Source organism: Pseudalkalibacillus sp. R45 (assembly GCF_052246725.1).
GTDB lineage: Bacteria > Bacillota > Bacilli > Bacillales > Fictibacillaceae > Pseudalkalibacillus.
Genome location: NZ_JBQQCL010000010.1, coordinates 1 through 14362 on the forward strand (window position 1 = coordinate 1; position 14362 = coordinate 14362).

Genomic DNA, 14362 nt, shown 5'->3' on the forward strand with positions numbered 1-14362 from the left:
ATATATCCACTGGTACAATCATGAACGTTCAAAAGAAAAATTGGATGGACTGAGTCCAGTCGAATACCGAACTCAATCCATCCAATCAGCTGCATAATAAAAACTCTAACTTTTAGGGGTAACCACCGTTTCAAATATGAGAACACGTGCGTTTTTTATTACTATGGGGCTATGCTAATCCTCATCGATCCTGTTTAAAACAAAGGATACTGGAATTTTATGTTGAACTATAGGTGTAAATCAATAATAAATACAGTACAAGTAACTAGAAATGTGGTGTGATGAAAAAAGTGAAGACTAGTTTAAAAAAGCTGTTTTAAATAATATAGCCTGGTGTGAAATTGTATGTGAAACTCATCATAAAGAATACACTTCAAATGGACAAGTGTGGAGATTACTCTCTGAAGCACCTCCGTTTTATCCGGATATTATTACATCAACTAACAAAGTAACGACTAGAGAAGTAGTTGATTACATGGGGGATAGGGATATTCTTTCTATCAAAGATAGTTTTGCTAATTTAGAATTGCAACCAGAGGGATTTAAACGACTTTTTCAGGCAGAGTGGATTTATCATCCTCCTGTTCCTACTCCTAAACCTGTTGATGCTTCCTGGAGGGTCATAGAAAAAGAAGAAGACTTTAAAAAGTGGATCTCAGCTCACGGATCAGAACAGGTAATAAAGCATACTCTCATAGAGCGGAATGATGTGAAAATTTTTATTCATGAAAACAATGATGGAATATCGGGATTTATAGCTAATTTAGGTGCCGGTACAGTTGGAATATCCAATGTGTTTTCAAATGGAAATACAGAAGGGGATCTGTGGTCAGATATCGTTCACGTCGTTTCAACTGTATTTTCTGACTTACCAATGGTAGGATATGAAAACGGTGATGATCTCACAGATGCACGATCCTGTGGATGGGTACCACTAGGTCCACTAAATGTATGGGTGACCAAGGATCGTTTATGATACGATGTCATGGGAATTAGATATATAAATGAACAACTCGGGAAAGGTAGTGAATCATAGATGCTTTATATATGGGATATCGAAAGGATCATTGAAAATGAATTGCGTGAGCTCAAATTAGATATAGATTGTGAGTTTGATAATAAGCTGAATGTACCTATGAGCTATAACGTATCCACAAATACGATAAAGTTCAATTATATTCAAGTCAACGGTTATAAAAGTAAAATAAAAGTCAAAGAGACAGAAGAAAATTTTGTTAAAATCATTTTGTACCATATGGTGGGTTACTATTTAGATTTTAGAAATACCTTCCGTGATTTAAGGATATTGATGTATGGTGACGATAAAGAAAAAGAAGTGCTGCGTGCGAAAATAGAAGCTAGTTCCTGGGAGCTTGGACGAACGGTAGTACCCGAACATCTATTGGAATCCTATGATCGAGTCCGGGAATTGGATCGACAGCTCATCAACAACTAAACCACCTCACATAGGGTGGTTTAGTTGTTTGATAACTGTTTAGTATCTTCATATAAGAACAGGTAATGATCTTTAATGATTTGGATGTACTGTTCCTTATTTAGAAGACTGAATATTTGAATCGCTTTATGGAAGGCTTCCTTTGAAAGGTGAATATCATTCAATTTATGATAATTCCGGCCCACTTGGAAATAAAGCTCCCCGATTAAATAGAAACTTTCATTTTCTAAACAAGATTGGATCCCTTCTTTTGCAATTTTGATTGATTCATTATGCATTTCTAACTTTGTTAAAATTTTAGAATAATTATAGCAAAGGCGAGGGAACACTTTTTTCTCATTTTTATAAGGAAGGCGTTTATATTGATTAATTGCCATCTGGAATGTATCACGCGCAGAATCAAACTGTTCTGTGTCCATGTATATGACACCAATGCTATTCAAAATTTCTAATTCACGTTCAATGAACCTATCTTTGCTATGATTCGTCAATTTAAGAGACTCATGTAGTAGATTAATAGCTGTAGTTGCATCATTTTTCACATGGTACAAGCAAATACCTTCATGCCATTTCAACAATTGTTTCATCGCCAGATTATTTTGGAATAACGGACTGTTCTTTTCACTTTTAATCATCCTTTGTAATGTATGATAGTCTTTTTTCCTTACTGCTTCTCTTAAAAAGTAGAAAAATTCGTCTATATATTCATAATTGATGCTTTCACTGCTTTCAAAAAAGTAATCGATTTTTACACCCAGCCTCTTTGCTATATGATATAAAGTATTTGCTAGTGGAGCGGTCTGGTTGTTTTCAATTTTACTGATTTCAGCTTGTGTGCAAATTCCTTTGCATAGCTCTTTTTGCGATATCCCCATGATTTTCCGCAGTTTTCTAACCTCTTCACCTACCATGATAAATTGCATCAAGGTTCCCTCCAACAATATTCATATAATTATATATTGTAACAAAACATAGAGGAAAAATATAAGAAATAAGGAAAATAGAACCAAAAACAGCTCTCTCATATAATGTACCTATTACCTATTACCTGTATAATTCAACTAATAGAATTTAAACTAGGTCTTTTTGTTGGGGGGTGTTTTCGTGTTCAAAAATCTTATGAAAAAAGTAACGATAATGTTATTTTTTGTTGGCTGTGCTGTTGGTCAGCTAGAAGAAATTGAAAAAATTGATACATCACTCGTAGAAGAGATTATTATCTTTGCAGATGAAGAGTTACCATCAGAACACTAAATATCTAAAGTTCGCCTGTATTGGCTCATGATAGTTGGTTTTAAAGCGCAATACATAAGGCGATGATCTAAGAATTTATTAATTGGCTATATCTTAAAAGGAGGTGAAAAACGTTGGCGGAAAAGAAAATAGCTTTGACTCCAGATGCATTTAAGATTAAAGAAAATGGTGAAGTAGTAGTGAACGATGCTCAACTAGTTGACTTGATAAAAAAAGAGATTGATGAAGTGAGTGTCGGGCAACAAGGAATTGCCCCGGATCTTTCTATAAAACCATAGAGGTAATTTTTGTGGCTGTACTTTTTTTGCGGTGTTGTTTATATACAATATAAATCTCTATATGAAGCCTCGGAATTGTTCCGAGGTTTTTGCTTTTCTAATATTTTCTCAACAATAATCTCCTACTAAAAATATTCTTATAATTATAACCATACTCAATTACTGAAGTTAAACAGAATATAAGTAGATAATATCTCTATTTAGAACTTTATACCCAAAATCTAATTATTTCCAAATCCTTGTATAATCATTTTTAAGAGATCAGAGAACTAAATAGGAAAGGGGATTATATTTTGAAAGTAGCCTTGATCAACATGCCGTTCGGTTCGTTATACAGGCCATCAATAGGTTTAAGTTTACTTAAAGCAGGATTACAAAAAAATGAGATTGATTGTGATATCCATTATTTGAATTTGAAATTTGCAGAACTAGTTTCACCAGATTTATATAATACCATTTCGGAAGGAAATATTTTTTCGAGTAATGCATTGGCAGGAGAAATGGTTTTCTCAAAATCATTATTCGGAAAAGACACGTTAGATGCTTATATTGAAGAGGCAAAAGAAAAGTTAGGCAACACAAGTGAAGATTTTGAGATCATTCGTGAAATCCGTTCACATGCAGAATCTTTCTTAGATGCTTGCTTGATGGATATTAATTGGGATGAATATTCAATCATCGGGTTTACAAGCGTTTTTGAACAGAATGTCGCATCTATAAGTCTTGCTAAGAGACTTAAAGAAAAATACCCTGAAAAATTCATTCTATTCGGCGGAGCGAATTGTGAGGAAACGATGGGAATAGAACTTCTCCGACAATTCTCATTCATTGATGCTATTTGTTCTGGAGAAGGAGATGATTCATTTGTAAATTTCATATCTGAATGGAAGGCCACAAAGGAAATTCCAAAGGTGGAAGGGATAGTATTGCAGGATAGATTTGAAGGAGTAAAAATTCACGAAGCTCCAAGATCCCGTTCAGTAGTAAAACTTGATGACCTGCCATACCCTGATTATTCAGATTATTTCGAACAATTCGTCGGTTACAGTTACAGAGATCAAGTTGAAGATACACGCTTTCTTTTTGAGTCTTCTAGAGGGTGCTGGTGGGGACAAAAACATCACTGTGTATTTTGCGGTCTTAACGGGACAAACATGAATTTCCGGAGCAAGACTGCTGCCCGAGCAATGGAAGAACTTATGTACTTGAGTAACAAATATAAAGACTACACCACCAAAGCTTCTGCAGTGGATAACATTATTGATATGGCTTATTTCAAGAGTCTCTTGCCAGAATTGAAGAAAAAAGGCTTGGACTTGGATATGTTTTATGAAACGAAAGCAAATCTGAAAAAAAGTCAAATCGAACTTTTTAGAGATGCCAATTTCAGGACAATCCAGCCAGGTATTGAAAGTCTTCAAACTTCTGTCTTGAAGCTAATGAATAAAGGTGTAACCATGATTCAAAATATACAGCTGTTGAAATGGTCTAAAGAATATGGCGTTTTACCCATTTGGAACATTTTATATGGATTCCCGAAAGAAGATCCCGAAGAATATCAACAATTGCCTGAACTGATCAAGAAATTAACTCATTTGACGCCACCGGGTAGCGTTGCACAAATCCGTCTTGATCGCTTCAGTCCATATTTCAATAATCATAAGGAAAACGGGCTTACTTCTGTAAGAGCGATGTGGCCATATAAGTACATATACAGTGCAATAAATGAGGATTCGCTTAATAGGATAGCTTATCATTTTGATTATGATTATGCAGAACCACGTAATCCACAAGCATATACGGTTGCATTACGCAAAGCCGTTTCTTCATGGCGCGAGTGTCATGCAAGCAGTGATTTATTCTTTGTAGATAAAGTGAATGGCTTGATCATTGTTGATATGAGATCAGAAGATGACATCGAAATCACTGTTCTGAAAGATGAGGAACGTTTATTGTTCTTAGCCCTGGATGCTGCCAAAAGTTTATCAAATGCCCATAAAGAAGTACAAAATGCTGGCTTTGAAATAACTTTGGAGCAAGCTGAGTCAATTGTACAAGGCTTTATACAGAAAGCAGTAGTGTTAGAGGAAAATGGTAGATTCATAAGTTTGGCTCTTAACAGTTCGATTTACAGCCCGAAAAAAGCAGCTCTTATCCGTCTTTCTGAATGGAATAAGAAGCAAAATGAAGAAGCTGTGGTATACGCTTGAACGACTTGAAAGGAGGTGAATTATTTTGTCAGAGAAGAAAGTGAGCTTAACGCCAGATGTGTTCAAGGTCAATGATAACGGCGAAGTGGTTATCAGCGATTCTCAATTGGTTGATCAGATTGAAAAAGCAACCGATGAGATGGCTGCTGGGGAACAAGGGATCAAAGTGTCAGTTTCCGTCAGTGTATAAGAATCATCTATCTATTATTCAGGGGGGCTTGGATGGGCTCCCTGAATGCAATTAATCAAGCATCATAGAGGAGGGATACTTTGTATTACGAATATATTTCTAAAGCGATGCTTGAAAACTGTATGAAGGTAATCGTGAGAAGGACAAAACAGTCACGGAACTTGTCCGTTGGGATGTATGTAAATCATGGTTCGAAAGATGAAAATAACGAGAATAATGGAATTTCCCATTTCATTGAGCATATGGCATTCAGCCATGAGAATATGAATCCCACTGCTAAACAGATGGTAGGGAACTTGTTGGATAGCGGAGCATTATACGAAGCATTCACTGGAAAAGAAATGACACGGTGCTGTATTACTTCACAGAGAAATTACCTTTCGGACATCATAAAAACGTTATCAGAAATCGTGAAGCTTCAAAATATACCTGAAGAAAGGGTACAACATGAAAGAGCCATCATACTTCAGGAGGCGGAAACCTATTTTGCTTCTTCAAAAGTCAAAACAGAGCTTGCGGAAAGGGCACTTTGGGGTGAAAGGTCACTAGGTCTATTTGTCATCGGTAATCAAGAAAATATTGCTCGTTTTACGAAAGAAGAAATAGAAAACCGTTTCAGGCAATTCTATTCACCTAGTAATACCTTAATTGTCATCCAGGGTGATGTCGATCCCGACGAAACGATCGGGCAGATCGCTGGAGAGTTTGATTTTTGGAAGAGTGAAACAGTCAGTAACCCGTCCCCATTACTGGAAGTGTCACCAAGTGTGCTGGGAATAGGGAATGCGAATCGGGTCAATGTAACAGCTACATTTATTGGACCATCATTCAGGTCTCGTAAAAGACATGCTATGACACTGCTTTCCGACATTTTGGGAGAAGGTTTGAAGTCACGGTTATTTGTAGAACTCAGGGAAAAACGGGAATTAGTGTATTCTGTCTATTCCTATGCATTAAGTTACGGCCTTGGGGGATATATGGCAATTGATTTCAATTGTTCTAAAGAGTCGTTGGAGGAAAGTTTCAAGGTAGTGATGGACATCATTGATGACATACAACACAACGGTGTTACAGATGAAGAAATAGAACGTGCACGTGCTTCTCGTATTACTTCAACATTACAAATTCCTAATGATGCAGTCCGTCATTTAAATACTACCGGTCGCTATGCATTGTATAACAAAGATTTTTTCGTTGATACTGAAGTTTTTGATTTGATGAGCGTAACTAAGGAAGAAGTTCGAGAGATTGCTAAAGAAATGTGTGATCAGTCTAATATGGCTTTGTCTGCACTTGGCACAGATTCTGAGTCACTGGTAACTCTACTTTAAAAAAGAGGTGGTAATATGACAAAACCAGCTGAATACATAGCTAATGCTGATAGCGATTTCCTGGATACGATCTTACATGAGGGTGGGATGGAAGTATTAAGCCTTCTATCAGTTTCTTCCCTTACAGCAACAGAAGTTTCAAGACAGGTCAAAGTTCCTTTAGCAAAAGTAAACTATATCCTTAAGATTTTGGAAAAGAACAAACTTGTTTATGTTGGAAGCAAACGATATAAAGAGGATTTTGTGGAGTGTTCTTATAAAGCGGATGTAAATTCCTTTGGGATCAAACTAAGTAATCAAAATTCCAATGAAGTGGAAAAAATAAGATTGATCTCGTATATGATCGACGAAGTGAGAAATGGAATGCTTAATGCTGTATCAGGGAAAGCACCAGCTGAATTTTCTCTTGTGAAAGCCAGGATCCCGAAAGATAAATTAAAGGAATATATCCAACAACTGAATGAACTGAAAGATGACATTGACTCCAACCAGGAAAGTGATGATGATCCTTATACCTTTGCAGTATCCTTGTTCCCAGATATCAAAAAGGACGGAGTGAATTAATAATGTTGTCATTCCTTCAACCTTCAAGTATAGAAAATGACCAGATTTATAAGCTTAGTTTAAGATATTTTTCGAAAAAGCTCGATACAGTGATTGATAGGTTTGAACAATATGGAAGTATCCCTGAAGATATCACAGCAAAAATAAAAAATGCATTGAAGGATCCTCAATTTTTAAAAGATCTTTATAACCCAGGGTTAAATTATTTCACTAGTTTATTGAAAAACTATTCGACCGAAGAGTTCATCGAGCAACTAAGCGACTCAAGCTTGAACAAAAAGTTCATGAGTTATTTTATACTTCCTTGTGCGGAACATGGGGTGGCAATCCAAAGTACCATCGAGTGTAACCAGGATGGAATAATCGATATTCCTGGCTTCAATCATAAAATCAAGCTCGAGCGGGTTCCATCCGAATGTTCAATTAGTACTTTGAAAAATCAAATGACAGTATTGTCTAATGGTATGAATATAGGAGTTATCAAAACAAACACCGATTTTAACGATCAATCCGTATTAATGGAAGAAAAAAATCTCCAATTGATACAAAAGATCTGTGACAACAACGGTCGCATCAATTTCGAAATGACTGATTCACTCATCAGTCAATACCTCACAGAAAATTCAGAACTCCTTAATATCAGAAAGAGTGAATTGAAAGATGATCACTTTCGCAGCATCTCTTTTTCAACGAATGATCATTTGTTTTATAACACTTGTTTAAAGTCTATCCGGGATATATGGCCAGAATATTATACGGAAATAGAAGGTCATATAAAACTGATCGCAATTATTGATACAAATGCTTTTGGGGGCTTTACTTCTGGAGTATTACCCGATGCGGTATTTTTATCGCATAATCCATATGATTTCCTATGGGTGACCGAAAATATCATTCATGAATGTGCACATTCAAGGCTGGATCAACTCTTTATCATCGATCCGATCATTTTAAACAACGATGATGAAAAATTCATATCCCCTTGGCGGGAAGACCCCCGACCAATGAAAGGGGTCTTACACGGTGCATATGCTTTTGCAAGAGTAGCGATTTGGTTGGAAAAGCTGCATGACCACTACCCTGTTGATGAAGTTTCTGAAAGGCTAGAGGTTGTGAAGAAACAATTGAGTGAAGCGGTAACAGTGATAGAGCAACACGGAAGATTGAGCCCGATAGGTGAACATCTTTTTAAAGAGATATCTTCTGTCGTCAAACCAGTTGTAAACGTTTAAGATCTAAATACGTGAATATAATCATAGGACATATTATAATATGGAAAAGATTGGGTTTACGTCATATACAGCTTACAAAGTAAGCTGTAGTGGTCATTTGGTTAATGATTTTACAAGGGGATTGAGTAGCTGCATGAAAATTTACGACTTGGAGGGGAAACATGACTGATACCTCGGCTGAAGCTAAAATCATTACAGAGAGTGAAGAAAAAAAGGATACTTTCAAGAACCTTATCGCTATCAAGGATTATCGTTTGCTGATTGCGGGTCAGTTTGTATCCGCATTGGGGGATGGGGTGTATGCCCTGTCCCTGATCTGGGCTATGAAATTACTGACTGGGTCAGCCTTGTACATGTCACTTGTATTGGCGGCTGAAGTCGTTCCAACCATATTGTTTGGTATCATTTCCGGGGTGCTTGTAGATAGAGGGAACCAAAAGATGTATATGCTTCTTGCAGATATTTTCCGTGGGATCGTGGTAGTAGGGCTGGTCCTCCTGTTTTGGTTCAATATGTTACAGCCTTGGATGCTTATTGTTGCAGCCGTACTTGTCTCCACTTTCGATGCATTCTTCCTGCCTGCTAAGACAGTCGCAATCAAAACCATTGTGCCCGATCACTTAATGACTCGTGCTCAAAGTATTTCAGCTACCATCCAGACCGTCGTCGGCCTGGCAGCACCTGCTCTTGCTGGGGTCTTATTGTTATACAGCCTTTCTACTGCATTCCTTTTCAATGCAGCGACGTTCTTCATATCGTTCCTTTTTATTTTATTCATCAAAGAAAGAGCATTATCGGAAAAGGCTACCGAAAAATTGAATCTAAAAATATTCGGGAAAGATTTGAAAACTGGTTTCAAAACGATCGTCAAAGTGCCAATCTTAAGAGGAATGATCATATACTTAGTGCTGATCAATTTCATGTTGGCACCGGTTGCCATTTTATTTCCGTTATTCGTAGACAATGTATCACAACTTGCGATTGTGGAAATCGCATTTTTCATCGGTATTCTCGTAGGATCGATTTCAATCAACTTCATGAATAAATTCCCTAAAATCGTCCCAATGGTAACAGGTTTATTCCTTATGCTAGGTGCGTTCGGATCTTTAGCGTTTTCGAACAACTTCAGCTTGACGACAATTCTCGTAGCAATTGCAGGGATAGGTAGTCCTTTAGCAAGCATTGCCTTACAATCATTGTTCATGGTGAAGGTACCAAGGGAAGTACTGGGAAGATCGCAAAGTACGATGAGAGTGCTATTGGAATCAAGTAAACCGATCTCACTCCTTCTTACAGGTGCGTTATTGGTGCATTTCAGCATCAGTTCATTCTTCATGGGCATTGCAATATTCGGTGGAATCGTCGTACTCATGATGGTTTTAAACCCAGTGATCAGAAAAGCGGAATAAATATAAGAGTATTTTCAAAGTCCTATGTATCAATATAGGGCTTTTTGATTTTTAAAGAAGGAAATATAGTGAATCACATCAGCTGTCTCTCCGGACATTGATGTGGTAAAATAAGGATATTATTAAGTTAATTGTTCCATTAAAGGGCAGTTATCTGGAATAAGAGCTTCCTGTATTTAATCCACAAAAGGGCCATTTTGTGGATTAACTTTTAGTAAGGAAAATTAAAATATATAAACCTTAGATAAAAATAAGTACAACCTCCCAATCATAGGGAAGATTGAGAGGTAAGTCTGTTATTAACCGAAATATTATTTTTTTACAGCATGGATGTAATGAATCGTTTCGAATGCAGACAAATAGTCTGTACGATTACGAAAGAATTGATTATTAATAGTAAGAGGTGATAAATGTTCATAAATGAGTAAACCTGCGTTTTCTAACATTTTCTCGATTTCATCATAAGTAAAACATGATTTCATAGGCTCACCACTAGCTGAAGCCATTTGAACCATATTTTGAACTCGGTTAGACATTCCTTTTTCTTCAAAAAGTTTGTCGTCTGCATAATCAAAAACGATAGAACTTCCTGATGGAACTTTGGTAAATAATTTATTAATCAAGTTGGCATTTTCCTTTTTTGTTAAATAATAAGAAACACCTAAAAAACTAAAGAAAGTTTTTCTGTTAGGCATAAAACATTCTTCAACAAGATGTTGAACAGTAAATTCTTTGGTGAAATCCATTGAAACAAAATGAAGATTATCTGGAATTTGATAATTAGCATTTGCTAACCTTATTTTTTTAAAGTCTTGTGTGGCTGGATAATCAACTTCAAATATTTCTAAGCTGTCGTTTAATTCTGGATGTCGGAAACAAAAGGTATCTAATCCAGCTCCTAGAATGACATACTGTTCCACACCTAGCAACATTTCATGAAATAATACATTTTCGCAATAGGAAGCACGTGCTAAAGGAGTTGGAGAAAGTTGGACTTGTGTAATCCATTTTAAAATTTCATCTGGATGATCTTTAAACGTCTCTGCAATTTCTTTATTAAAGAATTGAATTCCTTTAATCATGTTCTCACGAATATCTGAAAATTCTTTTTGGGTAATTAATTCTCGTGCAATAAAATCATCAAAAATTTGGGGTGTATCATATTTACTGTGGTATGCTCGACCAAAGGCTGATATTAAGGAAGTTAAACTTGATTCATTTTTCTTCATACATTAATTCCCCCATATAACAAAAATAAGATTCCCCTGGCCAGGAGAAACTTATTATACACAAAAATATTTTAGCTGTAAATTATAGCATAAACAAAATTTTTTGTCAATAAAAACGCTTTGGTTTAAATAACTAATAAATTCTCTTATAGTAAACTAAGATATTATTATATATATTATGGTAGAAATTCTATTTTAAGTAATAAAGGATATTACTCAACAAAAGGGCGCTTTAATGGATCAAGCAGCTAAAAGGATCTTTCAGCAGAAAGATCTTTTTACCGATAACATCGTTTATATTGACTAGATTTGTATAATACCCTTTTGAGGATTTTTTCACTAGTTATCTTAAGGTTGTATATTCGCATTTTCCTGACGCTTCCCCGCATAATACAATTGATTCTAAAGGTAATAAAGAAGGAGTGGCTCAGGCACTTATGGGTCACTGCTTTTTTTGTATTGCATTTTACTATCACAGTTGATAAGCCGTAAGTTTGTTTAATGATACTGTGATTTTCCGTTTTTGACATCGCTCAACCTTAACAATAATCTAAACGAAATGGCTAATGCAAAATATGCATATGCGATGGTGATTGATGGAGTGAATGAGACTTCCAGGAAAGCGCAAAAAACTATTTCAAGACAAATTCACAGAAATTTTTTCCAGGCATGGTAGAAAAGTTGCTTGAAGGGTTGAAAAAGCCTCTCGATTTGAGAGGCTTTAAAAAGTTTATATTATCTTACTGCTTCATTATTTCTTTTGCGCAACCCCAATAGACCTGCTAAACCTAATAATCCTAACCATTCCCAGTTGTTTTCCTTTTCAGCGCCAGTTGCATTTACATTTGCTCGATTATTATCTTTATTTTCATCATTAACTCTCAATGGTCCATCATCTTCATTGATGTTCATTGGACCTTCCCCATAATTGCCATCATCTTCTTGATTCATATTCATTTGCCCATTTCCACTATTGCCTTCAGCAAAGGCTGAAATTGAAAATGAGGAAAACAATAGTGTGACTGTGAAAACCATCGATAGAACGATTTTCTTGTTCATATTTACCTCCATATACTCTTCTGAAAGTCTGTAAAAATTTTATTGTTATACAGCCTTATCCTCAGGTGTCTTCACATGTAAAGGAGGTGGTATTAGCCATCCTTTTTCCTTATTCATGCGCAAAATTCTAGCTCCGAATTGTGCTTTTGTTGTATGGAATTGACCAAACATCATTGCAAGATCTTCCCTTATCGATTGTCCAATCGCAGTACTGCAAGTAACAAGACCAGCAGCAATATCCTTTGACGCTGATGCTGCTATTTCAGGATCATTGAATTTAGCACCAACAGGAATGTCTTCTAAAGAAGCATTTGGCCGCTCCGGTGGAGCGGGAGGTAATCCAATACCATTTACTTTCAACAATTCTTCAACTTGTTTCCCTTCCTGTTTCATGGCTTGGATGCTGTCCCTAAGAAATTCCTTAAGATCACTGTCACCAGCATGGTTGATGTAAGTCTGGTACCCTGCCACCATTCCATTCGTTGTTACAAGGTAGGTAAAGAGACCATAAACTTCACCATAATGTAAAGGTTCTTTTTGTGGATTTCCACTTAAAATTCCCATAAAATCCTCCTAATTGATTTTTTTTTTCAATTTTTATATTTAGCAAATGTCCCTGATCCTATTCCATTCTTTGAGGTCGAATAAAATATGTTTTTTAGGTTGAATCTAAACCTGTTACGTTTGGATTATCAATAGGAGGTAAAATTATGTTTTTCCATATTAAAGAACTTCAATATAATGCAAAACCAGATCGCCCGGATCCTGTTTATGCAAAAAAGCTTCAAGAAATATTAGGGGGGCAATTCGGAGAAATCACTGTGTTTATGCAGTACCTTTTTCAGGGATGGAATTTCCGGGGAGAGCAAAAATATAAGGATATGCTTCTCGATATCGGAACAGAAGAAATTGCCCACGTAGAAATGATTGCTACGATGATTGCGCAATTATTGGATGGAGCTCCCGCTAAAGACCAAGATGAAGCTGCGAAAGATCCTGTTATCGAGGCTGTTTTAGGAGGAATCAATCCTCAACATATCATCGTTTCTGGTCTAGGAGCGACTCCAACTGATAGTGTAGGTTACCCGTGGAATTCACGCTACACAATCGCTAGTGGGAACCTACTTGCAGATTTTCGTGCGAATCTCAATGCCGAATCACAAGGTCGTTTGCAGGTAGTAAGGTTATATGAATCGACTGATGATCCAGGGGTGAGGGATATGCTATCTTTCCTGATTGCCAGAGATACAATGCATCAAAATCAATGGATGGCAGCGATCGAGGAAATTGAACAAAACCAAAAGCCGATAGTTCCAAGTACTTTCCCTCAGGAACTGGAGAAACAAGAAGTTTCCTACTCTTTTATGAATTTTTCACAGGGTGAAGAAAGCGCACAAGGTAGATGGGCAAGCGGAGAAACCATGGATAAACAATCGAACTTCGACTATATTGCCAATCCGGAAGCAATGGGGCAAGTTCCTAAATTGAATCAAGCACCAGCTTATATTCATAACACACCTATTCCCGGTCAACCCGCACCATACACAGATGCCGCAACCTATACGCAAGACAAAAAACACTAATAAATAACCCGCTCGTGATTTGAGTGGGTTAATTACAGAATATATCATTGAATTTGCTAAATGAGGTTGTAAAAAGATATCGTAGGTCTATACAAACAAAAAATGCATTCATTAGCCCTAATTAAAGTTGAAGATTGTAATTACCTTGACGAAGTAATGACTAAATTTTCGGTTTATGAACATTCACAACCGGATGAACGTCCTGCTGAAATTCCAGAACTAGAAGAATTGAAAGAAGACATAAAAGTAACTGAAATCATGGTTAGGAGATTTCATAGAACGACAAAATGAATATGAAAAATTGGAGTAATCAGCTGATTTAATATATTTACCAAACAGAGTAGCATAACATCACAGTAATAATGATATCTTCAGTACCAAAATAAATTAAGTTATTCAATAATTGCAATTATTGAATATTGGAGTGCGTCCTTGTTCTGTTATCAGGGGGCGTTTTTTGCATAAGGTCCCTTGTTCAAAATGAGAGGATCAAGGTTAGTTGGAATATGTACAGTTAGGGTGATGTTTTAAAGATTACTGTGACTTCTCATTGTTATCATGAACTGT

Annotated in this window: 17 protein-coding genes; 13 read left to right on the forward strand and 4 right to left on the reverse strand. The window is 36.3% G+C overall.

The window, feature by feature from the left end; translation table 11 throughout:
* From ACTWQL_RS16320 to ACTWQL_RS16330, 3 genes are all read left to right on the forward strand, one after another.
* The coding region (locus tag ACTWQL_RS16320) for an IS3 family transposase (protein ID WP_201714309.1) at positions 1-97 on the forward strand (97 nt) is incomplete at its 5' end.
* A gap of 288 nt (positions 98-385) precedes the next feature.
* Positions 386-976: a hypothetical protein gene (locus ACTWQL_RS16325; RefSeq protein ID WP_443143492.1), complete on the forward strand. Its 591-nt coding sequence runs from the start codon at positions 386-388 to the stop codon at positions 974-976.
* Between the two features lie 60 nt (positions 977-1036).
* Positions 1037-1456 (forward strand): hypothetical protein, encoded by a 420-nt coding sequence (locus ACTWQL_RS16330; protein ID WP_443143493.1) that lies wholly within the window; start codon positions 1037-1039, stop codon positions 1454-1456.
* A gap of 20 nt (positions 1457-1476) precedes the next feature.
* Here ACTWQL_RS16330 and ACTWQL_RS16335 read toward each other — a convergent pair whose 3' ends face one another.
* The gene (locus tag ACTWQL_RS16335) at positions 1477-2379 is read right to left on the reverse strand and encodes a helix-turn-helix domain-containing protein (RefSeq protein ID WP_443143494.1); all 903 of its coding nucleotides are present in this window, start codon (positions 2377-2379) and stop codon (positions 1477-1479) included.
* 181 nt (positions 2380-2560) lie between these two features.
* Between ACTWQL_RS16335 and ACTWQL_RS16340 the strand changes: the two genes are divergently transcribed.
* From ACTWQL_RS16340 to ACTWQL_RS16375, 8 genes are all read left to right on the forward strand, one after another.
* Positions 2561-2710 (forward strand): hypothetical protein, encoded by a 150-nt coding sequence (locus ACTWQL_RS16340; RefSeq protein ID WP_443143495.1) that lies wholly within the window; start codon positions 2561-2563, stop codon positions 2708-2710.
* Between the two features lie 113 nt (positions 2711-2823).
* A complete protein-coding gene (locus ACTWQL_RS16345; RefSeq protein WP_443143496.1) occupies positions 2824-2988 on the forward strand; it encodes a hypothetical protein in 165 nt (54 codons plus the stop codon).
* A gap of 293 nt (positions 2989-3281) precedes the next feature.
* A complete protein-coding gene (locus ACTWQL_RS16350) occupies positions 3282-5198 on the forward strand; it encodes a RiPP maturation radical SAM C-methyltransferase (RefSeq protein ID WP_443143497.1) in 1917 nt (638 codons plus the stop codon).
* A 25-nt stretch (positions 5199-5223) separates the two neighbouring features.
* Positions 5224-5388, forward strand: coding sequence for a hypothetical protein (locus ACTWQL_RS16355; RefSeq protein WP_443143498.1), 165 nt, complete (start codon positions 5224-5226; stop codon positions 5386-5388).
* Positions 5389-5468: 80 nt separating this feature from the next.
* Positions 5469-6719, forward strand: coding sequence for a M16 family metallopeptidase (locus ACTWQL_RS16360; protein ID WP_443143499.1), 1251 nt, complete (start codon positions 5469-5471; stop codon positions 6717-6719).
* 15 nt (positions 6720-6734) lie between these two features.
* Entirely contained in the window at positions 6735-7283 is a 549-nt protein-coding gene (locus ACTWQL_RS16365; protein WP_443143500.1) for a hypothetical protein, read from the forward strand.
* A gap of 2 nt (positions 7284-7285) precedes the next feature.
* Complete coding sequence (locus tag ACTWQL_RS16370; RefSeq protein ID WP_443143501.1) at positions 7286-8515, forward strand: aKG-HExxH-type peptide beta-hydroxylase; 1230 nt, start codon at positions 7286-7288, stop codon at positions 8513-8515.
* Between the two features lie 161 nt (positions 8516-8676).
* On the forward strand, positions 8677-9924 hold the full coding sequence (locus ACTWQL_RS16375) for an MFS transporter (RefSeq protein WP_443143502.1): 1248 nt from the start codon (positions 8677-8679) through the stop codon (positions 9922-9924).
* Positions 9925-10235: 311 nt separating this feature from the next.
* Here the strand turns inward: ACTWQL_RS16375 and ACTWQL_RS16380 are convergent, their stop codons facing one another.
* The 3 genes from ACTWQL_RS16380 to ACTWQL_RS16390 form a co-directional block, all read right to left on the reverse strand.
* Complete coding sequence (locus ACTWQL_RS16380) at positions 10236-11153, reverse strand: class I SAM-dependent methyltransferase (protein ID WP_443143503.1); 918 nt, start codon at positions 11151-11153, stop codon at positions 10236-10238.
* Positions 11154-11888: 735 nt separating this feature from the next.
* Positions 11889-12212, reverse strand: coding sequence for a WGxxGxxG family protein (locus ACTWQL_RS16385; RefSeq protein ID WP_443143504.1), 324 nt, complete (start codon positions 12210-12212; stop codon positions 11889-11891).
* A gap of 45 nt (positions 12213-12257) precedes the next feature.
* Positions 12258-12776: a DUF3231 family protein gene (locus ACTWQL_RS16390; RefSeq protein WP_443143505.1), complete on the reverse strand. Its 519-nt coding sequence runs from the start codon at positions 12774-12776 to the stop codon at positions 12258-12260.
* Positions 12777-12922: 146 nt separating this feature from the next.
* On the opposite strand from ACTWQL_RS16390, the gene ACTWQL_RS16395 reads away from it, so the two are divergent.
* Entirely contained in the window at positions 12923-13795 is an 873-nt protein-coding gene (locus tag ACTWQL_RS16395; protein WP_443143506.1) for a manganese catalase family protein, read from the forward strand.
* Positions 13796-13951: 156 nt separating this feature from the next.
* Positions 13952-14086: a hypothetical protein gene (locus tag ACTWQL_RS16400; RefSeq protein ID WP_443143507.1), complete on the forward strand. Its 135-nt coding sequence runs from the start codon at positions 13952-13954 to the stop codon at positions 14084-14086.
* Positions 14087-14362: the final 276 nt, after the last annotated feature.

Excerpts from the sequence above, each read along its gene's own strand:
- ACTWQL_RS16330 (WP_443143493.1), top strand. The coding sequence starts at position 1,037 with ATGCTTTATATATGGGATATCGAAAGGATCATTGAAAATGAATTGCGT.
- ACTWQL_RS16335 (WP_443143494.1), bottom strand. The coding sequence starts at position 2,379 with ATGCAATTTATCATGGTAGGTGAAGAGGTTAGAAAACTGCGGAAAATC.
- ACTWQL_RS16365 (WP_443143500.1), top strand. The coding sequence starts at position 6,735 with ATGACAAAACCAGCTGAATACATAGCTAATGCTGATAGCGATTTCCTG.
- ACTWQL_RS16370 (WP_443143501.1), top strand. The coding sequence starts at position 7,286 with ATGTTGTCATTCCTTCAACCTTCAAGTATAGAAAATGACCAGATTTAT.
- ACTWQL_RS16375 (WP_443143502.1), top strand. The coding sequence starts at position 8,677 with ATGACTGATACCTCGGCTGAAGCTAAAATCATTACAGAGAGTGAAGAA.
- ACTWQL_RS16380 (WP_443143503.1), bottom strand. The coding sequence starts at position 11,153 with ATGAAGAAAAATGAATCAAGTTTAACTTCCTTAATATCAGCCTTTGGT.
- ACTWQL_RS16385 (WP_443143504.1), bottom strand. The coding sequence starts at position 12,212 with ATGAACAAGAAAATCGTTCTATCGATGGTTTTCACAGTCACACTATTG.
- ACTWQL_RS16390 (WP_443143505.1), bottom strand. The coding sequence starts at position 12,776 with ATGGGAATTTTAAGTGGAAATCCACAAAAAGAACCTTTACATTATGGT.
- ACTWQL_RS16395 (WP_443143506.1), top strand. The coding sequence starts at position 12,923 with ATGTTTTTCCATATTAAAGAACTTCAATATAATGCAAAACCAGATCGC.
- ACTWQL_RS16400 (WP_443143507.1), top strand. The coding sequence starts at position 13,952 with ATGACTAAATTTTCGGTTTATGAACATTCACAACCGGATGAACGTCCT.